This is a genomic window from Streptococcus cuniculi (assembly GCF_004570575.1).
Classification (GTDB): domain Bacteria; phylum Bacillota; class Bacilli; order Lactobacillales; family Streptococcaceae; genus Streptococcus; species Streptococcus cuniculi_A.
Genome location: NZ_SPPD01000001.1, coordinates 1 through 22,399, shown reverse-complemented (window position 1 = coordinate 22,399; position 22,399 = coordinate 1). Strand labels below are relative to the sequence as shown.

The 22,399-nt window shown below is 42.9% G+C and carries 20 protein-coding genes, 4 tRNA genes, 1 rRNA gene and 4 pseudogenes; 5 read left to right on the top strand and 24 right to left on the bottom strand.

The features are described 5' to 3' along the window. Positions 1–30: 30 nt before the first annotated feature. The 4 genes and pseudogenes from E4T82_RS00140 to E4T82_RS00125 all read right to left on the bottom strand — a co-directional run bounded on the left by E4T82_RS00140 (position 31) and on the right by E4T82_RS00125 (position 4,454). Positions 31–2,694 carry a valine--tRNA ligase gene (locus tag E4T82_RS00140; RefSeq protein ID WP_135180895.1) on the bottom strand — a complete coding sequence of 888 codons (2,664 nt, stop codon included), beginning with the start codon at positions 2,692–2,694 and terminating at the stop codon, positions 31–33. Between the two features lie 164 nt (positions 2,695–2,858). After that, a pseudogene (locus E4T82_RS00135) lies at positions 2,859–3,423 on the bottom strand (shikimate kinase). Then, positions 3,420–3,812, bottom strand: a complete 393-nt coding sequence (locus E4T82_RS00130) for a VOC family protein (RefSeq protein ID WP_135180894.1) — start codon at positions 3,810–3,812, stop codon at positions 3,420–3,422. The pseudogene E4T82_RS00135 and the gene E4T82_RS00130 overlap by 4 nt, the downstream one beginning before the upstream one ends. A 54-nt stretch (positions 3,813–3,866) precedes the next feature. Further along, a pseudogene (locus E4T82_RS00125) lies at positions 3,867–4,454 on the bottom strand (GNAT family N-acetyltransferase). Between the two features lie 74 nt (positions 4,455–4,528). Here E4T82_RS00125 and E4T82_RS12400 point away from each other — a divergent pair. After that, complete coding sequence (locus tag E4T82_RS12400) at positions 4,529–4,756, top strand: hypothetical protein (protein WP_167753527.1); 228 nt, start codon at positions 4,529–4,531, stop codon at positions 4,754–4,756. Here E4T82_RS12400 and E4T82_RS00120 read toward each other — a convergent pair. The 12 genes and pseudogenes from E4T82_RS00120 to E4T82_RS00070 form a co-directional block, all read right to left on the bottom strand. Continuing rightward, positions 4,718–5,938, bottom strand: coding sequence for a hypothetical protein (locus E4T82_RS00120; RefSeq protein WP_135180893.1), 1,221 nt, complete (start codon positions 5,936–5,938; stop codon positions 4,718–4,720). The two genes, E4T82_RS12400 and E4T82_RS00120, sit on opposite strands and share 39 nt — an antisense overlap. Before the next feature lie 492 nt (positions 5,939–6,430). Then, on the bottom strand, positions 6,431–6,799 hold the full coding sequence (locus E4T82_RS00115) for a helix-hairpin-helix domain-containing protein (RefSeq protein WP_135180892.1): 369 nt from the start codon (positions 6,797–6,799) through the stop codon (positions 6,431–6,433). 26 nt (positions 6,800–6,825) lie between these two features. Beyond that, positions 6,826–7,080: a DUF1912 family protein gene (locus E4T82_RS00110; RefSeq protein ID WP_135180891.1), complete on the bottom strand. Its 255-nt coding sequence runs from the start codon at positions 7,078–7,080 to the stop codon at positions 6,826–6,828. Beyond that, positions 7,077–7,565 (bottom strand): annotated as a pseudogene (locus tag E4T82_RS13115) (PAS domain-containing protein); the annotation flags it as partial. The gene E4T82_RS00110 and the pseudogene E4T82_RS13115, both read right to left, overlap by 4 nt. A gap of 65 nt (positions 7,566–7,630) precedes the next feature. Continuing rightward, positions 7,631–8,408: pseudogene (locus E4T82_RS13110) on the bottom strand (DUF438 domain-containing protein); the annotation flags it as partial. After that, on the bottom strand, positions 8,405–8,638 hold the full coding sequence (locus E4T82_RS00100; RefSeq protein ID WP_135180889.1) for a DUF1858 domain-containing protein: 234 nt from the start codon (positions 8,636–8,638) through the stop codon (positions 8,405–8,407). The gene E4T82_RS00100 and the pseudogene E4T82_RS13110, both read right to left, overlap by 4 nt. Before the next feature lie 916 nt (positions 8,639–9,554). Then, positions 9,555–10,562 (bottom strand): aldose epimerase family protein, encoded by a 1,008-nt coding sequence (locus E4T82_RS00095; RefSeq protein WP_135180888.1) that lies wholly within the window; start codon positions 10,560–10,562, stop codon positions 9,555–9,557. A gap of 118 nt (positions 10,563–10,680) precedes the next feature. Further along, a complete protein-coding gene (locus tag E4T82_RS00090; protein ID WP_135180887.1) occupies positions 10,681–11,085 on the bottom strand; it encodes a PTS sugar transporter subunit IIA in 405 nt (134 codons plus the stop codon). A 10-nt stretch (positions 11,086–11,095) separates the two neighbouring features. After that, positions 11,096–11,914, bottom strand: a complete 819-nt coding sequence (locus E4T82_RS00085) for a PTS system mannose/fructose/sorbose family transporter subunit IID (RefSeq protein WP_135180886.1) — start codon at positions 11,912–11,914, stop codon at positions 11,096–11,098. Next, on the bottom strand, positions 11,901–12,812 hold the full coding sequence (locus tag E4T82_RS00080; RefSeq protein ID WP_135180885.1) for a PTS mannose/fructose/sorbose/N-acetylgalactosamine transporter subunit IIC: 912 nt from the start codon (positions 12,810–12,812) through the stop codon (positions 11,901–11,903). The genes E4T82_RS00085 and E4T82_RS00080 overlap by 14 nt, the downstream gene beginning before the upstream one ends. Before the next feature lie 109 nt (positions 12,813–12,921). Then, the gene (locus E4T82_RS00075) at positions 12,922–13,407 is read right to left on the bottom strand and encodes a PTS system mannose/fructose/N-acetylgalactosamine-transporter subunit IIB (RefSeq protein WP_135180884.1); all 486 of its coding nucleotides are present in this window, start codon (positions 13,405–13,407) and stop codon (positions 12,922–12,924) included. A 20-nt stretch (positions 13,408–13,427) separates the two neighbouring features. Continuing rightward, positions 13,428–15,200: a glycoside hydrolase family 35 protein gene (locus E4T82_RS00070; RefSeq protein WP_135180883.1), complete on the bottom strand. Its 1,773-nt coding sequence runs from the start codon at positions 15,198–15,200 to the stop codon at positions 13,428–13,430. Between the two features lie 160 nt (positions 15,201–15,360). On the opposite strand from E4T82_RS00070, the gene E4T82_RS00065 reads away from it, so the two are divergent. After that, a complete protein-coding gene (locus tag E4T82_RS00065; RefSeq protein ID WP_135180882.1) occupies positions 15,361–16,071 on the top strand; it encodes a GntR family transcriptional regulator in 711 nt (236 codons plus the stop codon). A gap of 66 nt (positions 16,072–16,137) precedes the next feature. Here the strand turns inward: E4T82_RS00065 and E4T82_RS00060 are convergent, their stop codons facing one another. Both E4T82_RS00060 and rlmD read right to left on the bottom strand, forming a co-directional pair. Next, the gene (locus tag E4T82_RS00060) at positions 16,138–16,869 is read right to left on the bottom strand and encodes a GntR family transcriptional regulator (RefSeq protein WP_135180881.1); all 732 of its coding nucleotides are present in this window, start codon (positions 16,867–16,869) and stop codon (positions 16,138–16,140) included. A gap of 1,072 nt (positions 16,870–17,941) precedes the next feature. Beyond that, positions 17,942–19,309 (bottom strand): 23S rRNA (uracil(1939)-C(5))-methyltransferase RlmD, encoded by a 1,368-nt coding sequence (gene rlmD / locus E4T82_RS00050; protein ID WP_135180880.1) that lies wholly within the window; start codon positions 19,307–19,309, stop codon positions 17,942–17,944. Between the two features lie 37 nt (positions 19,310–19,346). Here rlmD and recX point away from each other — a divergent pair, with 37 nt between their 5' ends. The 3 genes from recX (at position 19,347) to E4T82_RS00035 (ending at position 21,142) form a co-directional block, all read left to right on the top strand. Then, the gene (recX, locus tag E4T82_RS00045; protein WP_135180879.1) at positions 19,347–20,123 is read left to right on the top strand and encodes a recombination regulator RecX; all 777 of its coding nucleotides are present in this window, start codon (positions 19,347–19,349) and stop codon (positions 20,121–20,123) included. Between the two features lie 110 nt (positions 20,124–20,233). Further along, complete coding sequence (ntdP, locus tag E4T82_RS00040) at positions 20,234–20,767, top strand: nucleoside tri-diphosphate phosphatase (protein WP_135180878.1); 534 nt, start codon at positions 20,234–20,236, stop codon at positions 20,765–20,767. Positions 20,768–20,827: 60 nt separating this feature from the next. Next, a complete protein-coding gene (locus E4T82_RS00035) occupies positions 20,828–21,142 on the top strand; it encodes a DUF960 domain-containing protein (RefSeq protein WP_135180877.1) in 315 nt (104 codons plus the stop codon). A gap of 266 nt (positions 21,143–21,408) precedes the next feature. On the opposite strand, the gene E4T82_RS00030 is transcribed toward E4T82_RS00035, so the two are convergent. From E4T82_RS00030 to rrf, 6 genes are all read right to left on the bottom strand, one after another. Then, the gene (locus E4T82_RS00030) at positions 21,409–21,783 is read right to left on the bottom strand and encodes an IS630 transposase-related protein (protein ID WP_228065001.1); all 375 of its coding nucleotides are present in this window, start codon (positions 21,781–21,783) and stop codon (positions 21,409–21,411) included. 49 nt (positions 21,784–21,832) lie between these two features. Continuing rightward, a tRNA-Glu gene (locus tag E4T82_RS00025) sits at positions 21,833–21,904 on the bottom strand. Positions 21,905–21,916: 12 nt separating this feature from the next. Beyond that, a tRNA-Ile gene (locus E4T82_RS00020) sits at positions 21,917–21,990 on the bottom strand. Positions 21,991–22,022: 32 nt separating this feature from the next. Continuing rightward, positions 22,023–22,093 (bottom strand) — tRNA-Gly (locus E4T82_RS00015). A 5-nt stretch (positions 22,094–22,098) separates the two neighbouring features. Beyond that, positions 22,099–22,171, bottom strand: a tRNA-Val gene (locus tag E4T82_RS00010). A 107-nt stretch (positions 22,172–22,278) separates the two neighbouring features. After that, positions 22,279–22,394 (bottom strand): 5S ribosomal RNA (gene rrf / locus E4T82_RS00005). Positions 22,395–22,399: the final 5 nt, after the last annotated feature.

Sequence of the window (22,399 nt, the reverse complement as noted above, 5' to 3'; positions counted from 1 at the left end):
CTTTCATCCTAAGGCTGGGTAAATTATTAACTATCCCACCAACTTCTCCATCTCCGCGATGCGGTCTTTTGTGGTGTCGTACTTGGTCTGGTAGTCGGCTTGTTTTTGTCGTTCTTTTTCGACGATTTCTGGTTTAGCGTTGGCGATGAATTTCTCGTTGGTGAGTTTCTTGGCAACCATATCGAGTTCTTTCTGCCACTTGGCAAGTTCTTTTTCAAGACGGGCGATTTCTTCTTCCACATTGAGTAGGTCTGCAAGCGGTAGGTAGATTTCAGCACCTGTGATGACGCTTGACATGGCGAGCTCTGGTGCGGTTAGGCTACTGTCAATTTCCAAGTGTTCCGGATTAGTAAAGCGCTTGAGGTAGTTGACATTGGCCTTGAAGAACTCCTCTAACTGACTATCTGTCGGCTTAATAAGGATTGTGATAGGCTTGCTTGGGGCAACATTGACCTCACTGCGAGCATTCCGTACTGCACGAATGACATCTTTCAGCGCTTCCACTCCATTGGCTGCTGGTTCATTTTCAAAGTCGGGACGCACCACTGGATAGCTTGCGGTTACAATGCTGTCTTCTGAGATGTACCCAAAGATTTCCTCGGTCACAAAAGGCATGATTGGATGAAGTAGGCGCAAGATCTGATCCAAAGTATAGAGGAGCACGGAGCGGGTCACGACTTTGTCTTGCTCATTATCACTATAGAGCACTTCCTTGGTCAATTCCACATACCAGTCGGCAAATTCATCCCAGATAAAGTTATAAAGGATATGCCCCGCTACACCGAATTCAAACTTATCAAAGTTCTCCGTCACTTTGGCAATGGTTTCGTTGAGGTTGTGGAGAATCCAGCGATCTGTCACATTTCCTGCCTGACTATTCGCCACTTTTACAACATTTTCACGCGCGACTTCAAGGCTCAAGTCTTCATTGTTCATGAGAATGTAGCGGGAAATATTCCAGATTTTATTGATGAAATTCCAGCTGGCATCCATCTTCTCGTAGCTAAAGCGGACATCCTGCCCCGGTGCTGAACCATTTGATAGGAACCAACGGAGACTGTCTGTTCCATATTTGTCAATGACGTCCATTGGGTCAATCCCATTGCCGAGAGATTTGGACATTTTACGCCCTTGCTCATCACGGATCAGACCATGAATCAGCGCATTTCTAAATGGTGCTTTGCCTGTAAACTCCAGCCCTTGGAAAATCATCCGTGACACCCAGAATGGGATAATGTCATAACCTGTGACGAGGGTTGAAGTTGGGAAATAGCGTTTGAAGTCTGCGCTATCCTCATCGGGCCAACCCATGGTTGAAAATGGCCAAAGGGCAGAGCTGAACCAAGTGTCTAGAACATCTTCATCCTGTGTCCAACCGTCACCTACTGGAGCTTCTTCACCGACATAGATTTCACCCGCTTCATTGTACCAAGCAGGAATCTGGTGTCCCCACCAAAGCTGGCGCGAAATCACCCAGTCATGGACGTTTTCCATCCATTGGAGGAAGGCATCATTAAAGCGTGGTGGATAGAATTTGACTGCATCATCTGTACTTTGATTAGCAATAGCATTCTTTGCCAATTGATCCATCTTGACAAACCATTGGGTTGACAAGCGTGGCTCTACGACAACGCCTGTTCGCTCGGAGTGACCAACTGGGTGCACAATGGGAACTAGCTTCTCTAACAGCCCTGCTTCCTCTGCATCCTCGATAAACAACTTTCTTGCCTCGTAACGATCTAATCCTTGGTATTTCTCAGGTACGCGGTGGGTGGATGCCATGGTTCCATCCAAATTCATAATAATATCTTGCTTGATATTGTGACGCAAACCAACTTCAAAATCGTTGGGGTCATGGGCAGGAGTAATCTTCACACAGCCCGACCCTTTCTCCATATCCACATATTCATCTGCAATAATCGGAATCCGGTAACCTGTCAAGGGTACGATCACATACTTCCCAATCAGGTCAGTATAGCGCTCATCATCTGGGTGCACTGCAATAGCTCCATCTCCGAACATGGTTTCGGGACGGGTGGTCATGATAGTCAAATAATTTCCGCTATTGTCATCAAACATATATTTGAAATAATGTTCAAAACCATTGATTTCCTTATGGATAACTTCAATATCCGAAAGTGCTGTGCGGGCTGCTGGATCCCAGTTGATGATAAACTCACCACGATAGATCCAACCTTTTTTATACAAATCAACGAAGACCTTACGAACAGCCTTTGACAGTCCCTCATCAAGGGTGAAACGGTCGCGTGAGTAGTCGAGCGACAAACCCATCTTGCCCCACTGTTCCCTAATGGTAGCAGCATACTCGTCCTTCCACTCCCAGACCTTTTCTAGGAATTTATCACGACCGAGGTCGTAACGGGTAATGCCCTCACCACGCAAACGCTCCTCAACCTTAGCCTGGGTAGCAATCCCTGCATGGTCCATACCTGGAAGCCACAGGGTGTCAAAGCCCTGCATGCGTTTTTGGCGGATAATAATATCCTGCAAGGTCGTGTCCCAAGCGTGTCCAAGGTGGAGTTTCCCCGTTACATTTGGCGGTGGAATCACAATCGAGTACGGCTTGGCATCTGGATTTCCAGACGGTTTGAAAACATCGGCTTCCAGCCATTTAGCATAGCGACCAGCCTCAACCTCAGCTGGATTGTATTTTGGTGATAATTCTTTTGACATTTATTTTCTCCTTATATTTATATCATTATTTATTTTGTCATAATTCTTAGGGTATATCTTTTTAAATAGTTATACAGAATGTGATAATCTCTTTACTATTTTCTACATTTTTCTTACACCAAAACATAAGCATCATTCAAGCTAAAGATATACCTGTTCTCCCACTACTCCACTTCCAGCTCCTCTACTTTTTGCAAAATCAGCTGGGGTGCTTCCTGAGCCGAAAGTGTTGTATTATTCAATTGGTAATAGCGTTTGAGAAAGTCAGGCGCTTGTTCAAGATTAAATTGTGCCGTCGCCATAGTAGACAGAATATCATTTTCAGACCAGTCCACATTCCGTTTAATGGGCTTGCAGTTCATCCGATGTTCTGTCCGATTGCGTCTAAGACGTTCCTCTACATCTGTCTCCAACTCCACAAATAGGACTTCCCTCCCAAAGGTATGAAACACATCCTGAATATCTCTTAAAAAATCGAGATCATTTCTATCATTAAAGTCAATGACCACGGTAAAATTAAGGGATTTCCCACTTTTAGCAAAGGCTTCAAAAAAAATCCATCCGAATCTTTCGAATCAAGTCGGTTGCTCTATCTCCCCATTCCATAAAACGTAGCACAAAATCAATGCTATCATGGTTATGAAACAAGGTCATATCCCTTCTTTTCTCAATTTCTTGACCAATCGTCATCTTCCCTGAAGCCTGCGCCCCAATAATGACTATATTCATCCCAGATCCTCCCAAACAACCTCAATCTTAATCCTATCTGGATCTTCAAAAAAGACAGCATAATGGTTAGCTCCTCCAGCGTATGGGTAGGATCCGTCATACAGCAAAGGCACACCGTCTGCCCGCAAGCGTTCACGCAAGGCATCGACCTGCGCTTTTGTCGGTAGGCAAAAGGCTATGTGATTGAGGCCTGTCTGTTTTCGATGATAGGGTGCTTCTTGATAGACCTCCTCGGTCTGGACAAAGACCAGATAGGTGCTCTTATAGCGATAACTGAAGCCTGCTTCCCACTCCTGATAGCGCTCATACCCTAAATCCTCAAAGAGCCTGTCATAGAAAAGGCGACTCTTTGCCAGATTCGAAACATTGATTTCAATATGATGGAGCATGCAATATCTCACCTTTCCTTTATAGTCGCTTTCAAAATCAAGCACATAGTGCTTCTATGATCTTGTGCTACTAGCGATCCATTCCTCTCTCAACAATCCATACACCAGCTCATCACAGCGGTTCCCTTGGATACCTCTCCGATCCCGAATGCGGGCTTCCAGAGTAAAACCGAGCTTGCGAGCGACTGCCTGACTTTGCTGATTACTACTGTAACATTTCAGCTCAATCTTATGTAAATGTAGAAGGGTGAAACCTACTTCAATTAAAGCAGCTACTGCTTCTGGCATGTAACCCTGACCCCAGAAGTCTGGATGAAGTAGGTAACCGATCTCCAATACATCATCAGCATGGCGGTGATTAAAGTCACAGGATCCGATAATACGATCGCTCCCTTTAATAGTAATCCCATAGCCAGACGGTAGATTTTCTTCTGCCAGATGTTGAACATAGCGACGTTCCAGATAGTCCAGCTCTTCTTCCAGAGTAGCTACTGCTGGAAACCCTGCTGGGTGACAAACCTCAGGCAAGCAGGCATAGGCAAAGATTGCTTCTACGTCTTGAACTGTTCATTGCCGCAATAACAGGCGTTCGGTCTCTACATTCGGCAAGGATTTACCGTCATAAGATTCTAGGATATTGATCATCATCTGCCTCGCTTTCTTTCATCACGGTACAAAAAACGCCCCTGCCATACGACAGGGACGAAATTCACTTCATGATTGTTCCGCGGTACCACCCAGATTCGGGTCAAGCCCGCTCTCACTTTATTCAGTTATTCTATGTAACCTCAGCAACAAATACTGACATCTGTGCGGATTTCTCAGCGCCACCGCTTTCTGTAACAGACAAACTCATTATTCCTCCGATTGGATTTATTGTAGCAGATTTTTCAAGAAATTGCAATCTATTCGGATCTTTTAAACACGATGCCATTCTTCTTTAATTGTTCAATTGTTTTTGCCCCAATGCCCTTGAGAGCAAGAACTTCCTTCTCCGTCCTTGCTTCAAAATCTTTCTTACTTCTGAAGCCTTCTTTGTAAAAAATTTGAACAGCATTCATGCGAAGATCCCTAAAAATCGGCAATTGGAACAGTCCCCAGAATCCAAGATTCAAATGCTCACAAAAGTCCTCTCCCTGTCGCTCCAGTGCCCTTTCTTTTAAAAACTCTAGTACAAGAGGCGTGTCGAGTAAGAGCACTAGTAGGGGGTTCAGATGAGAAGCTAGAGATTCCGAGGTGCAGTGATAATAGCTTTCTTGATTCTCTATTCTCTCAATATGGTCAATGGGATCTCCTGCAAAGAATGTTAGTGTATCTGGATTGATCATCATCAGTTGGTCAAATAGCCTTTGTGCCTCTTCCCAACGACCTTGTAAGATACGTGCAATCATCAAATGTACTAAAACAGTATCATCTTTTGTACCATATTTCTTCACTCTCATCTGGTAAAAGCGTTCAATTTTATCAAAATGCCCTAGACGGTTATAGAGTGCCAGCATACGAACAACAAAGCCTGTCGGAAATCGCCCTGGTCGCTTACTGTCGACCAATATCGCAATTTCTAATGCCTTGGAGTAAAATCCTGCCTCACAATAATAATCCATCAAGTAAACCAAAGCAGTGAGATAAGGACGTGCTGTAAAGCTATGCCAATCAGCGTAGCCCTCCTTTTTCCAACGCTCAATCGTATGGGCTTGAAAGGCTTGTGTGTGCACAAAGTAACTCGGACTATATACATCCCAATCTGCCAACCAGAGATGAAGTTCTGCTAAAAAGTAATCGGGATTTTCAGCTAATACTTGATGTAGTATCTTCTTTCGCTTGTGATCATTTGGTGTAGTCACTGCCTTTTGATAGAGTAAATGATCATGCCTCCAGACAAAGGTCCCAGTAGCAAGTTGAAGCGGAAGCATACCGATGTCATCATCGGTCAAACTATCATTTTCTTCCAGAAGCTGAAGGGCAGCTGTATTAGTGGGGTCAAAATGGGGAATGATTCTCTCCTCGTAAAAGAGCTGAGTTGGTCCTCCCTTTTCAAGAAGCGCAGCCTCTTGTTCGGACACTATTTTTATATCCAACTTTTGTTGTCGTTTTAATTCTTTTTTTCTATTTTTCTTTTTCACCATCGCTATCTTTCTATTCTGTATAGGCTAATCCCTATTATATAGTCTTTTCGTTTACTTTTAGTACTCGCTCCAATCGTCTGGGAGACTGTTGGAGGTTGGAAATAAAACGAGTGTAACTCGTGTCAACGAGCTTTTGTAGCATGCGGAATTATGTTCGAGCTAAGCACTGTGTGAAAAAGATAGGTAGCTGTTCTCGCTTTAGCGAGTTACAGCTAAGAATCCCTTTAGTGGATAGGCAGATGTTTCGGCTTTAGCCGATTACAGATGAGAATCCCTTTAGTGGATAGGTAGCTGTTTCGGCTTTAACCGATTACAGCTGTTCCTACCTTTAGGTATAAACGAACTGACGATATAAGTAGGGAGTACCACTTAGGAAAATAAGTGCCCACCGTGGCGTACGAAATAGATACTCTTTGAAAATCTCATCTATCCTATCGCTTAACTCTTACAAACTTACTCTCTTTACGGGCTTTTAATTCCCTCAAATCACAACTAGTCCTTCAATGCAATGCCTTTTTCTTTCAATTGTTTCAAGGTCGCAGCTCCGATTCCTTTCAAGGCAAGCAAGTCTTTTTCTGTCCATGCTGCAAAGTCGGCTAGGCTTTTAATTCCTGCTTGGTAGAAGGTTTCCAAGCGACTAGCTGGAATCCCTTCCAATTCTGGTAGAGTTTGAAATTCCTCTAGGCTAGCTACTTCTTGCCCCTTGATTTCTGCCACCACTTCCTTGACTTGCTCCACTGCCTTATCCACAACCGTTTCAGCAGTATCAACCACTTGCCCCAAGCGCTCACGACTGGCTTTTTTCAATCTTGCCCATTCGCGCTTCAATAATTTTTTACGATTTACTTTTTTCTTTGCCATTTTTCATATCTCCTTTTGATTCATTTTTAATACTGTCTTTGACCAAATAGCTCATCTGGTAAATCATGGAATCCCTTGCCAGCAGCGTAGTTGGCAAACTTTCCCTGAATAAAGCGATAGGCATCTACCTTGCTCTCATAACGAATGTAGGCATCTGCTGCCCGCTCGTCCTTGTCTTCTTCTAAGACACGGCGGCTTTCTTCCATCGCCATTTCATTGATCATCACTTGGGTATTAACCCAAGCTTCAAACTCTTTTAAAAATTCCTCTTCATACGTCATTCATCAATCTCCCTGTACACATCTGTATCAATCGCCCGATAGGGGGCAATATCTTGGACATATTCCAATACCCCTTGGAATTCCCCCGTCGCATCACGGACAGCCTTATAGGTCACATGGATAAATTGACCGCGCGATTCTGACTTGAACCACATTTCAAATTTATCCTTACGCCCCTCACGCAAAGCCGTGAAAATCGCTCGGACCTTGGGCAATAATTTCGGCGGGTGGCATAATTCGACATGCCGACCAATCTGGCTCGGAGTTCGTTTAAAAATCATTTCCTCGCTCGGTACCGCATCATTATAATACTGGAAAATATCGTCTTTGTTGACGAAGGTAATTTCTATCGGGAGATGATTCAAAATCAGATTGGCCTGCTCCACAGACAAGTAGCCATTACCAAAGGCTTGGCTTTCCTGTGCTGATACTTGTCTGGGTTTAAAAGAAATCGTCAACTCACCTTCCGGCGTGTCAATCCTGTGACGGATGACCTCACTTGTACTTGCAGTAGCCTCTTCTGCAACTTCTGTGACATGTGCTGCTGGGGTAAACCTTGTTCGTTCTGGGTACCAAACCTCACTCGGACGGATAATAGCATAGCCAAAGGTCTCACTTTCTCTTGCAATCTGAAGCCAGTCGTCCTGAGTAAAGCATTCTAAGAGAATCATCAGTAAAATGGACTCTTCCTTAAAGATCATGCTTTCAAATTCAGTCGCAAAGGCTTCAAAACTCTCTTTCAACACGAGAATTCCACGCTGATCTAAGGCATGACGGTCTTCTTTGACGGTCATAAACAAATCCCGAATCTGGTCATCCACACCCCACATGACCTTAGGTGGTGCGTCGTGACCATATTTTTCCATTAGTGGAAAGAAGAGCTCCTCCTTACGCCGATAGTGATTCTCAAATTGCCCTAAGAGGTCAAGCTGACGCTCCAAGCCTTTGGTGAGCTCACTACGAACCACTGGATCTTGCGTCTCTTCATAACTGTTTAACAACCGACGAACCCGAATAAGGGCTGCTCTTAAAGCTAGATTTTCATCTTTAAAGATACGGACAGGGTGACCTGCTTGATCCGCATCTGCTACCTCTACATTCTGGACCGCTTGTTTAAACAGATTGGCATGTACATCGCATAGTGCCATGACATCTTCAAAGGTGACTCCCGAATCCGAATTCATCAATTCATGTTCCATGAGTGAAATTTCAATGGCTGAAACACCTGCAAAGGTCTGATTAAACCGTTCCTGCACACTAGCAGGACTCGCTCCACGATGTAACGTTAATAAAATCTCCTTTAAAATATGAATCCGTTCGTCTGTCATGTTTCTCCTCCAATCACATCATAGCCATTCCACTCCAGAGTGGAATGAATGCGTGCTAAATCAATCCCTTTCATCTTGGCACCTTGCTTGAGCGATACTGTTTTTCCAAGCGTCTGCCGCAACAAGGGATTAGCCAGTGGGGTAAAGCCAAGTTCGACCAAGATATCCAACACCTCTGGATGTGTTTCAATTACTAGGGCTACAGGAACAGAAAGATCAATCGTGTTCATACTACCACCTTCATCCGTTTTTTTCATTATACCACACTCTAAAAGGAAAAGGGAGGGAAAAATCGTTTTTCTCTCCCTCTACTAGACTCTGGCTGACAGTCAAAAACTACCGGAACAACAACCTCAAACTCCTACTATTTTCTCCACTGTTACAGTTGTTTGTTTCTGTTTTCTATTTGGAACTTTTCCTTAGGGGGCGACAATATCGCTATTATCTGTCACTTACATTTAGGACTGTTAAAATCGTGCTTTATAAACGAAATAACTATACCGCTCTCGTATCTTACTAACCGAACTCAATCTAAAATCTTTATGAAAAAGATAGGCAGATGTTTCGGCTTTAGCCGATTACAGCTGAGAATCCCCTTGAGGATAGATCGCCTTGTGTTCATCGAACACGTCGTCAATCTTCTATTTTTGCTTTGCTCGCTTCAACAGTCTAGGGATAGACTGTTGAAGGTTGGAAATAAAACGAGCTTTGCTCGTATCAAACGCCCTCGTATCTTGTGTAATTGAACTCAGGCTAAAAGCTCGGAAAATAGACTTGCAGTAGTTGTTCTCGCTTTAGATGATTCAGCTGAGATGCCCTTTAGAGATTAGGCTGAAAACCCTCCACTGGAGCTTTTCTCTCGTCAGATTTCCTATTTTTGCCATAGCTGTTACGAGCTTGCTCGTTTTCCAGATACGGAAGAAATAATCCAGTGGATTGTTTCTTCAATGAGAGTACAGTCGCTTTTTTCACGCCCTCGTAACTTATAATTGAACACGCCCTAAACCCTGTGTGAAAAAGATAGGCAGATGTTCTAACTTTAGTTAGTTACAGCTGAGAATCCCTTTAGGGATAGCTTTGTTTGCGTTCATCGAACGCTTCACAAATCTCCTATTTTCATTAGGACTTTTTTTACGCTCTCACTACTTAACTGAACTCAAATTTGTAAGATGTTAGATGGTCAAAGAGCTGATCTTTTTCTAGTAAAATAGAGCCAAATCCTTCTATATTGCAGGCGTTAGGAAGTCCTTGACATTCCAAACTAAAGGCTCCGTGAAAGGCTGCCATTCCCTCGCTTGGAAAATTATAGGTATAAATAACCACTGCTGGTTGGTTAGTCTCAACGGTCAAACGGATTTTGCGGTCTGGACTGATCACCTCTACTGGCTCATCCACCTGATCCAAGACCCAGGGATGATCATAGCCCTTGACCAATTGATTCTGCGGATGCTCTAAGGCAAAACCTTGGGCAAATGTCCCGCCTGATCGGAAATCAAAGGGGGTTCCCTCTACTGGCTCTAACCTGCCAAGGGGCAGATTATCCTCACCGAGCGGCGCATAGGTTTGAGCTGCAATCCGCACATGGTGATTGGCAATATCACGATTAACATCACCTGTCAAATTAAAATAAACATGGTTGGTCGGGTTAAAAATGGTGTCCTTATCCGATTGAGCAGTATAGGAAACCTCAAGCGCATTATCTTCTGTCAACCGATAGCGGGCTTTCACACGCACATTGCCCGGAAATCCATTAAACCCATCTGCCAACTCAATTGAGAAAACAACACTATTTGTTAGCTCATCTACTTCCGCATCCCAATACTGTTCATTAGCAGTATTCACACCACCGTGCAAGGTGCGACCTGGCTCATTTTCGGTAAAAGAATAGACCTGTCCATTAATAACTGCCTGCGCGCTTGAGATACGACCCGCAACTGGAACAATAGTCGCACCGGGATAGGCATCCTTCGCTAGATACTCCTCATCTGACCCTGCTGCCATGGTCAGATTGCGTAAGCCACCATTTTCTTCCACTGGCACCAAAATCTCCACAATTCTCGCCCCAAAATTGGTCAAAGCAACCTGCATTCCAGCTTCATTGACCAAGCGGTACTTCCTAGCTTTTTCACTTCCAAATGAACTGATTTCTATCATCCTATCTCCTTTCAAATCAAATGATTCTATCTGTATTATATACTATTTTTCAACCTCATACGCTTCAAAACCCAAACAAGAGCTGGCATTTCTGCCAACTCTTGAGAATACTTAAAGCCTATTCATCTTCGTCATCGGACATGCTAGCCAATACATCATTTACATACTGAATATATTCTGATGTGTTTTCGTCATAACGTGATGTTGTTCCAAGAAGGGCATCATTGATAAAACGAATGACCATTGGCATATTCATTCCTGCATAGAGCTCAATCGCACGCCCTTCCAGAATCAATTTGCTGACGACGTTACAGGGTGTACCACCGAGCAAATCCGCAAAGACAACAAAATCGTCTAATCCTTCAATCGTCTCTAAAAATTTCGCTTGAAATGCTTCTGGACCTTCTGCTGGGAGCAAGGAAACAGTATGAATATTGTCTTGTGGCCCCATAATCATCTCTGTACTTTGCTTCAAACCTTCACAGAATTGTCCATGGCTTATTAATACTAAATGTTTACTCATAGAGGATACCTTACATCATCTGGAAGCCGAAACGACCAAGAGCTGATAGAGCAAGAGCTACTATAATGATAATTACGATTGCTTTTGTAGAAGTCATACCTTTACGGCCAAGTAACCAGAAGATTACACCTGTAATCACGGCTGGCACCAAACGTGGGAAGATTTGGTTAATCATGTCTTGAATCATGATTGCCTTGTCACCGATATGCGGTGTCCAAGTCACTTCAACGTTAATCATAGTTGCAATCATCGCACCAAGCATGAAGACCCCAAGAACAGAAGCTGCATCTACAAGGGCAGTCAATTTGCTACGCATGGTTGTAACAAGAGTTGTTCCTTCTTTATAAGCAAATTCCAACTGTTTCCAACGGAAAATATCGTACACAACTGCTACGGCAACCCACATTGCAATACCGATGGGAGAGCCGGCTTTTGCTTGAGTTGCTGCGATAGATCCCATAATCGCTGGCACAAGTGAACCAAAAACAGAGTCTCCGATAGGGGCAAATGGCCCCATCAAACCAGTTTTCACACCATTCACCGCATCTTTAGATGCAACACCTTCATTTTCTTCCAAGGCAAGGTCAATCCCTGCGATAATCGTATGGAAGAATGGTGATGTATTAAAGAATTGAGTATGCAATTGCATCATTTCTTTCAGCTCAGGAGTGCCATCTCCATACATTTTACGAAGCTGTGGCAAGAGCATATAGAGATAACCAGAACCTTGCATCCGCTCATAGTTCCAACCCAATTGGAAGGTAAACAAGCTACGTTTGTTAATTTGATTAAAATCTTCTTTCGTAAGTTTGTAATTAGATTTCATCATCTTCAATTTCCCCACTTTCTGCATTAGTTGGAGCTGCAACGACAGTCACATTTTGGCCATTCTTGTAATGAAGAACTGCAAGACCGATACCGATTATAGCAATTGCAACCATTGGTAAACCTTTATCAAATGCTGATGATGAGAAGCCGATGGCTGATTCTGCTGATTCATCATAAGCACCTGCAAGTGTGCCTACAGCACCACTAAGAGCTGAAAGACCACCAAATACAGTTGTCATCATTGCAGTAATCGCAAATCCCATACCAAGGTAGTGAAGATTGCGTTTCAATGGAAGATAGTGAAGTAGGATAGCGAATCCAAGACCTGGAAGCATACGAGCTGCAAGTGTCAAACCAGATGCTACCCACTGGTATTCTTTAATGAAGTCAACAACTGTTTGAACAAAGTCCCCACCAAAGGCAAGGGCAAGAAGAACTGGAACTGCACGAGACGCTGCCCAAGGAATCGCACCTAGAAGGTAGTTACGCTCAATTCCTTTGTAATCAAAGCGTTCCACTGCTGCGTCCACACGGTGGGCAAAGTAAGTAGTTGAGAAACGACCGAGGATATCGGCATAAGTAAGGAGTGCTGCTACTGGTACCGCAATTGTAGAAATCGCAAGCTCAGGATCAATTCCTTTGGCTACAGAGAAGGCAGTTGCTATAACCGCACCAGATGTCGCATCAATACGTGATGCACCACCGAAAGTACCTACACCAAGCACTACCAATTGGAGAGAACCACCGATAAACAAACCAGTCTTCAAATCTCCCATAATCAAACCGGTAATGAACCCTGCAAATACAGGGGAACCGGCAGAAGATACGATTGTCAACTCATCACAGATTTGATAAGCTGAGTACAAGGTAAGTAAAAGAATTTGCCACCATTGAATCATGATGTAACCTCCTAAAAATTTTTATAATATACGAAATAAAATCATACTCCCTAAAACCAGCTGTCACCCCACTCTGGAATAAAAGCTGATTTTGATGAACAGGGATTGCTTATCTTACCTTATCAAGTAGAGGTAAGAAGTCTTTGGCAGTATCCCCTGGTACCATTTGATGGATCAATTTCACACCTTTGGCATGCAATGCATCAAAGTCTTTGATGTCCTCATCAACCACATTTACCGAACGGGTAACAGAGCGAGACTCAGCTGACTGAGACATATTTCCAACATTCAGTTCAGGAAGTTCAACTCCTCTTTCTACCAATCCTAAGAATGGAGCGGGACGTTTCCCTACAATCAAAAGACGCTGTGAATCATACTTCCCTGCTAGGATATTTGCCGCTGCCTTTTCAACCGGTAAAATCGATAATTTTACACCCGCAGGACAAGCTAATTTCAAGCCTGATTTTTCAATATCGTTATTAACAACCTCATCATCTACAACCATAATTCGCGAGATGTTGAGTTTGGTTGTCCAAAGATTCGCCACTTGACCGTGAATCAATCGACCGTCAATACGTGTTCCTATAATTGCCATAGTATTCTCCTTTTTGCTGTTTAAATCTCTTTATAGACATGTTCCTGTGAGAAACGAAGGTTCTCTCTATATTTGCCTTCTGTTTCAAAGATAATAATTTCATTTTCTCCTTTCTTTAAGTATCCTTTCGGTACATAGAGAGAAAGAAGTGGGCCTCGTTCCCAGAAACGACCTATATTTTCCTGATTTACAAAGACAACTCCCTTACCAAATCCTGTCATATCTAGATAGGTATCTTGGCAATGCTCAATCGTTACACGGTAACGATAGAAGGCTGGTTGTTCTTCTTGCCATTCTTCCGTGAAAGCCAGCTCACCAATCCGATCCAGCGGTAGCGGGTACATGTCCCACTGTCCGATGAAGTGTAAATCTGCAATCGCTCCACGTCCAAGTCCTTTATATTGAGTCGAAGCTGTCAGTTTATGTCCGTAATTGACACGCCCCATATTCTCAACCAACACACCTAATTCTGCTTCTGTATTCGCTTGTTGGAAATGAATATCTTCTCCAATTTCTTCCTGATACTGGGTCGCAATCTTCTGACCGTCTACAAAGACTTGAATCCTGTCCCTCGCATCAATAATTCGCAAGCGTTCGTCATCAGCCTTATCTTTTTCAATTCGTGTCCTGTAGTAAATGTAACCGACATTTTGACCAAGCTCTTCCATCGATTTTGGATAAAAAGCATGATGGCGGGTGCTTAGCTGCTCTACTGCTGCAAACAAGCTCACCTTGTCATTCAACGGCACCGTTGGATAGGCAGTCGCTTCTTTAATCAAGGGCTCTGCATAATCCAATTGTGGATAGCGCTCTTTCATCAAAGTTTGGAGGGCATAGAATTTCTTGGTTGGATTTCCTGCCTCATCTAAAATCGCATCATAGTCATAGGAGGTAATCTGCGGTAAATCGATCTGTCCTCGCGCTGAGCAGCCATTCATAAAGCCAAAATTGGTACCACCGTGGAACATATAAAGATTGATACTTCCTAACTCAAGCGCTTCCATGACAGCTGCCGCCAGTTCGTCTGGATCTCTCCGAATGACTTCCTCACCCCAACGGTTGAACCAACCATCCCAAAATTCCATACACATGAGTGGCCACTTTTTATCGTGTTCATCGAAGAAGGCCTGTAGTTGTTCGAAATTGTCTTTGGCTTTTGAACCGAAATTCGCTGTAACCAAAATATCCTCATCAATCAAGGTTCCAGCTCGCAAGGTCGCTCGCCATGAACCATCTGAGGTAAAGAGGGGAGCCGTCAAGCCATATTTTCTCATCAGAGTAGCTACTGCTCTCAAGTATTCCTTATCCTCACCGTAAGAGCCATATTCATTTTCAACTTGGAACATCAAGATATTGCCCCCTTGGGACAACTGATACTTGGCTAGCTTAGGTAAGAGAAAGGCGTAGTAATCGTCTATATGCTGTAGATAGGCTTCATCTCTTGAACGAACACGCACCTTCTCGGTTAATAACCAAGCAGGAAGTCCTCCCCATTCCCATTCTGCACAAATATAGGGAGACGGCCGAACAATAGCATATAAGCCAAGTTCCTGCGCAATGGTTAAAAAACGCTCAATGTCTAAGATGCCTTCTGTTGTAAACACACCTTTTTGAGGCTCATGTAAATTCCAAGGGACATAGGTTTCAACGGTATTAAAGCCTAGAGCCTTCAAATTATACAATGAATGATACCAGTCATCCGGATGGACTCGAAAATAGTGAATCGCTCCTGATAGGATTTTGAATGGCTGAGCATTGAGATAAAAATCGTCTCGAATTTGGAAAGTATTCACCACGTCCTCCTTGTAACCGTTTTCTATTTTCTATCAATATATTAACATAAATTCATGGTTATGTCCAGTTGTTTTTAAAAAATTTTCTTTTTTTATCAAAATTTAGTATAATAAGTACCATAAGATGTATGAAAATTCGTAATGTTAGAAAGGGAACACCATGAAAATACCAAAATACCAACAAGTACAAAATGACTTACGTCACCAAATCATTTCTGGAAAATTTGAAAATGGGGATAAATTTTATACCGAAGCTGAATTGACCAAACTCTACAATGTCAGCTCGATCACCGTCATCCGCGCCGTCAATGAATTAGTGAAAGACGGCTACCTTGTCCGCCAACAAGGAAAAGGAACCTTTGTCTCCCGCTCTCGCAAGGGCAAACTGGTTGAATTTTCGGATATTGAAGTCTTTTCACTTGAAGAAGAAAGCGTCAAAGTCTTGACTTGCGAAAAGGGCAATGACCCCCGTATCCTTGAAGAACTTTCGCTAGATAAGACGTCCTACTACTATAAAATTATCCACTTGCGCTATGCAAAGGGTGCTCCTTATATTTATCAGCAGTCCTATATTCCTGCTCGCTATATCAAACATCCTGAGGCCCCCCTCTCCCATTTCCAATCCATCTACCAACGCTTTAAACTGGACTTTAACATCCATATGTCAGAAGAGCTCTATGCTGAGACCAATGAAGTGGTCTTTCCTACTCCAACAGAAGTGGCAACACATCTCCAGATGTCAAAAGATGAGCCAAGTATCCTGCAAATTCGCACCACCAAGCGAACAGGTAGCGAAGAAGTGTTGGAATACATTGAAACCTACAAACATTGGAAATTTTTCAAATTTGAAATCGTTGCGAATAAACATTAAAATGATCAGAACTACAAAAATAAACGAGGTTGGACAGATGTACCAACCTCGTTTATATATTCCGACCTATTCTCCCTGTGTATGACTAATCTTGTACCGAAATTGATCGGCACGTGCAATACTAAAGGTGTATTCAATCATGCGATTCTTATCATTATAGGTCTTACGAATCAGGTGTAGAACCGCATCCCCATTATGAATATCTAGTAGCTTTGCTTCATTTTCAAGAGCGATGCTGGCATAAAATTCCTCTTCTGCCAGGCGAATGACCTGATCGTAATCCTCAGCAAAAATTTCATAGAGCGGCCGCACCTGCAACTCTGTTTCAGATAGGGAATCAAAAATCAGCGCTGGTACATAGGTTCGTTCCAACATCATGGGAATCCCATCTGCCAAGCGCAAGCGCTCCAATTCAAAGATAGGCTCACCAATGGCAACCTGCAAGCGTTGCGCCAGAAACTCCGTCGCCTGAATGCGCTCAAAAGACAAAATCTCTGTTTTCGGTACTCGACCGACCCGACGCATCTGCTCGGTAAAGCTGTAGGTCATGGACAAATCAACAGCCTGTTGACCAACTTCTGATACAAAGGTCCCCTTGCCATGAACCTTATAGACTAGTCCCCTTTTTTCTAATTCCTGTAAAGCTAAACGGACAGTAATCCGACTGACGCCATACACCTGGGTCAATTCTCTTTCGGAGAGTAATTTTTCATTTGCCTCCATTTTCTCTCGAATCTCTGTTTCAAGCGTCTCCACTAATTGTAGATAAAGAGGCTTTGTGCTAGATATATCGGCCATAATATCTACTCCTTTATCGGTTATAACCACTATAAGTATAGGCTATTTTCGGCCGAAATGCAAGTTTAAAAATACCCTGCCTAATCTTCTTTACATCATCTTTCCGTTTTTATTGAATACTGCAACTATAAGCTAGAGTAACGTGTTAATAGCGACTAAAGTCCTATACAGCTTCTGTTTTAGCAAACAAGAACACCACTAATTGACCAAAGAATAATCGAGCCAATGCCCTGCAACAAAGAAATGTAAAGGTAGCGCCATAACCGCATTATTGAGCCAAACAAGACCATCCCTTCCAAAACTGAGCGGTATACCATTCATGCTAAGGACATTAAGGTGACCATAAACAACACCGTCGTACCTGAAATGATGAGGATGTCAATCCTTGATAGGGGCTGGGATCAGGCTTAAGAGACGGAAGGCAAGCTTTTCGCAAGAGGGTCTACCAGTAGCATATCTAACGCAAAAGCAAGCAAAAAACAGGGGCAAAACCTGTCAAAACATGACTCCACGAAAACTGTCCCACAAGAAACAGATTTCAACAGCTCATCCCAGAGACCATCGAGCCACACATCAACGTGGTAAACAACAAAGCTTCTTTAAATTTTTCGGTATATTCATCCCCTTTTCTTTTCTGAACATGTTATTCTACACTATTTGAAATTTTGTGTAAGCGCTTTATACAAAAGTTTTTTATGTTCCACACCTCTGACATCATTTGAAATATTTGTTGATAGACTGAAAAACAGAGCTCTGTTAGCCCTGCTTCATCTGTTATCGTCATTTCGTTTATACCCACAGCTGTAATCGGCTAAAGCCGAAACACCTGCGTCCCCTGATAGGAGCCGTATCCGTAAGTGAACAAAGTTCGCAACGACGGCGTCCCCCCTAAAGGCGTTCGTAGTTGTAACTAGCTAAATACCTATCTTTTTCATAGTGACGTTTAGCTCGAACACAATTCCGCATGATACAAAAGCTCGTTGACACGAGTTACACTCGTTTTATTTCCAAGCTCCAACAGTCTTCCAGACTATTGGAGCGAGTACTAAAAGGAAACGAAAAGACTGATATATCATAATTCGTTAACCTGCCGTTTGGATAATTTCACCACGCACTCTGTTCTTGCAGTATGGGGGAACATATCCACCGACTGAATGTAGTCAACTTTATAGACCTCCGCCAGCTGGACCAAGTCCCGAGCCAAGGTCGACACATTACAAGACACATAGACCATCTTTTCAGGCTGGTAACGGACAATGGTTGCCAACAACTGCTCATCAAGCCCCGTCCGTGGCGGATCGACAATCACAGCATCTGCCCGATAGCCTTCCTTATACCAACGAGGGATAATGTCCTCTGCCAACCCCTCCTCATAATAAGTATTGGCCAACCCCAACGCTTTTGCATTGCGCTTCGCATCCTCAATGGCTTCTGGAATCATATCCATCCCACGTAGCGATTTCACTTTCTTTGCAAAGGCAAAACCAATAGTGCCAACTCCACAATAGGCATCAATCAAGTGTTCATGCCCTCGAATATCTAGCGCCTTAGCGGCTTCACCATACAAGACTTCTGTCTGCTCTGGATTCAACTGATAAAATGCACGCGGTGACAAGGCAAACTCATAGCCCAACACAGACTCCTCAATCGCCTCTTGTCCCCAGATGATTTCCGTCTTCTCCCCGTAAATCTCACTTGACTTTTTGCTATGCCAATTGACTGCTACCGTCACAATCTCTGGAAATTCTTCAACAAGCTCTTCTACTAGGAGCATCAGATTGATCTGACGAGAGGTCACAAAAATCAACTGAATCTGCCCAGTCTCCCGAGCCCGCCGCACCATAACGGTCCGAATACCTCCATTACGCCGTTCATCATAAATTGGAATCCGATGTTTGGTTAATAAGGTGGCTACCTGATTGATGACCTGCTGTGTTATTTTATCCTGTACCAAGCAATCTTGAATCGCAACCAAGCGATGAGAATGCTCTGCGTATAGCCCTGCCTGAACTTGTCCTTTTATTAGACGCGTCTGAAACTGCAGCTTTGCCCGATAGTATCTCGGCTCTTTCATGCCAATAGTCGGACGAAGCTCATAGTTTTCAAAACCAGCAGGCTGAAATTTTTTCAAGGCTTGCCATAACAAATCCGTCTTGAAATCCAACTGCCGATCATAGCGCAAATGCATGATTTGGCAGCCACCACAAGCCTCATATAGGGGACATGCTGGAGCAACCCGAAACTTGGAAGGACGATTCACCTTGAGCAAACGTGCCTCTATAAAATTCCGCTTAACAGCTGTCACCTGACAATAAACTTCTTCACCCTTTAAGGCTCCCGGCACAAAGACTAGCGTTTTCTGATAAAAACCAATCCCCTCACCATTGATTCCCATTCGCTTAATTTTTAAGACAATCCGTTGTTTTACTTGTATACTCATAATACTATTTTACCGAAATTTCATGTATAATGAAAGAATGAGAATTACAAAACTTGAAAAGAAAAAGCGTCTCTACCTCCTAGAAGTAGATAACGAAAACCAAGTCTATATTACCGAAGATACCATTGTCCGTTTTATGCTCAGTAAGGATATGGAACTGACGCTAGAAAGCTGGAAAGAAATCCAAACCTTTGCTCAACTATCCTACGGCAAAAACCTTGCTCTTTATCACCTTTCTTTCAAACAGAGAACCCGCAAGGAAGTCCAACTCTACCTTGAAAAATATGAGATTGAAGCAAGCATTATTCCCCAAATTCTTGACAATCTTGAAGCTGACAAGTGGATTGACGACCAGAAATACGTTGAAACCTATCTTTATCAAAACCAATTATCTGGAGACAAGGGGGCACAAGTTCTCAAGCAAAAACTCTCTCAAAAAGGCATCCCTCTTTCACTCATCGAAGAAGGGCTCCAAGAGATTGATTTTTCCCCAATTGCAGAGCGTGTTGTCCAAAAACTTGCTAAAGCACATGCCCACAAATTACCGCATCGTGCCTTGCAGGATAAACTGCTTCAATCCTTATTCAACAAGGGATTTACTTACAGCCAAGCACAGACAGCTGTCCAGAATCTGGAATTAGAATCAGACGATGAACTAGAAGACTTGCTCATTCAAAAAGAGTTAGACAAACAATATCGCAAATATAGCCGCAAGTACGAGGGCTATGAATTATGCCAACGCCTAACGCAAGCCCTCCTGCGTAAAGGCTATGATTATCAGCAAATAAAAAGCATCCTACGCGACTATCTCTAACTTTCTATTTCCGAACAAAAAAGTCTAGACAGTAAAAATTTTTCCTATTCTTTAAAAGTTATGGTATAATAGGGAGAATTAAACTTAAATTGTAGAAAGTTGGTAACCAAGTGAAATTACCAAAAGAAGGCGACTTTATTACAATTCAGAGTTATAAACATGATGGTCTATTGCACCGCACCTGGCGCGATACCATGGTACTAAAAACAACAGAAAATGCTATCATCGGTGTCAACAATCATACCTTGGTCACCGAAAATGACGGCAGACGTTGGGTCACCAGAGAACCCGCAATTGTCTATTTTCATAAGAAATATTGGTTTAATGTCATTGCTATGATTCGCGAGAATGGTGTTTCATATTATTGCAACCTAGCAAGCCCTTTCGTTCTTGATAACGAAGCCCTCAAATACATCGACTATGACCTTGATGTGAAGGTCTTTGTGGACGGAGAAAAACGCTTGTTAGATGTTGACGAATATGAACGACACCGAAGACAGATGCAATACCCAGCAGATATTGACTTTATTCTGAAAGAAAATGTCAAAATCCTCGTGGATTGGATTAATAACAAACGCGGCCCCTTCTCTCAAGCCTATGTCAACATTTGGTACAAACGATATTTAGAACTACGAAATCGTTAAAGTTGCATACAGAAAAACCTGATTTTCAGGCTTTTTTCTTACGAATAAAAGGAAAACATTATGGCATTTACAAATACAACTGGACGCTATGCCAGCTTCAGTACCGTCACTTCCCTTCCTGGGAATGTGATTGATAGCATCTGGTATATCATTGACAATTACCTCAAGCACGTTATCCCCTTGAAATCCATTATCCGATTTCAGCTCAGCAACAAAAAGGGGAAAATCACGGTCACCTTTTCACAAGAGCATTATCTAAATGCTCTCTCCGTGGATTTACAGATTCCCTTTGATCCACTTTACCCTGGCAAATTACTCGTCATCGACAAAAAAGGGCAGGAAACTATTGTTTTGCCAGATGAATTACATTTTTAGCATATTTTTTTAGTTAGTTTTGATACATTGTTACTTTCGACTTGCCGTACTTAATTCCTTGTCTGAAAATTCATTCATTTGACTATATACACCCATGAGACTAATTGACTCTCTTAACAAACAGCAAAGGGCGAAAAACCATCCTCACAATATTGGTTTTAGCCTTTTTCAATTCCCGAATTTCAATTAATAATTTTTCGCATTTTATAGTTATTAAGTTTTAAGACCGTACGCTAAGCAATCTGTCACAGATATTTTTAGCTTCATCAATATAAACAAATAGGGAGGGCAACGAGGACAGCTAAAACGGCCAGGAAACGTCTAGGTTCTGTTCTCGATAACTTGTCTAAAGTAATATTGTATTTCCTTAGTGCTTTCCAAACAGCATGAATCGCACAGGAAAAGTACTCTACGATTTCTCGAAGATAAGCATCTGGATGTTGCTCAACGTAAGCCAATAACTGGTCTTTAGGAAGTTTACGGAGAGAACGCTGTCTAGGCTTGTTCTGCAAGTGCCCTTTTTGTTCCCATTTACGTAAAGTAGAGGCATCGATAACAAAAAGAGCACTGGCTTCTGTTCGAGTGTGCCCTTCCTGAACGAAAGACAGCAGACATTTTCTAAAGTCAATACTATATGTCATAAGTCTATTATCTAAAGTAAAAAAGAGAGCCTAAGCTCTCTTGTCATCATAGTCCGTACGGGATTCGAACCCGTGTTACCGCCGTGAAAAGGCGGTGTCTTAACCCCTTGACCAACGGACCATATTGATATAATGGGCACGAGTGGAATCGAACCACCGACCTCACGCTTATCAGGCGTGCGCTCTAACCATCTGAGCTACGCGCCCAAACATCTGTTTGGTATTGGATAGTCTCCAAAAGCGGGTGACGAGAATCGAACTCGCGACAACAGCTTGGAAGGCTGTAGTTTTACCACTAAACTACACCCGCTTATATGGGAGTTAACGGGATCGAACCGCTGACCCTCTGCTTGTAAGGCAGATGCTCTCCCAGCTGAGCTAAACTCCCTTTGACGGAAGTTCAGCTCACTGGATTCCCCTGTCGTGCAATGACTACGTCATCTGCGACAAAGGCGAACTTTCGTTCTCCTTAGCTGAGCTAAACTCCCTATTCTAGCTAAGCGACTACCCTATCTCACAGGGGGCAACCCCCAACTACTTCCGGCGTTCTAGGGCTTAACTGCTGTGTTCGGCATGGGTACAGGTGTATCTCCTAGGCTATCGTCACTTAACTATT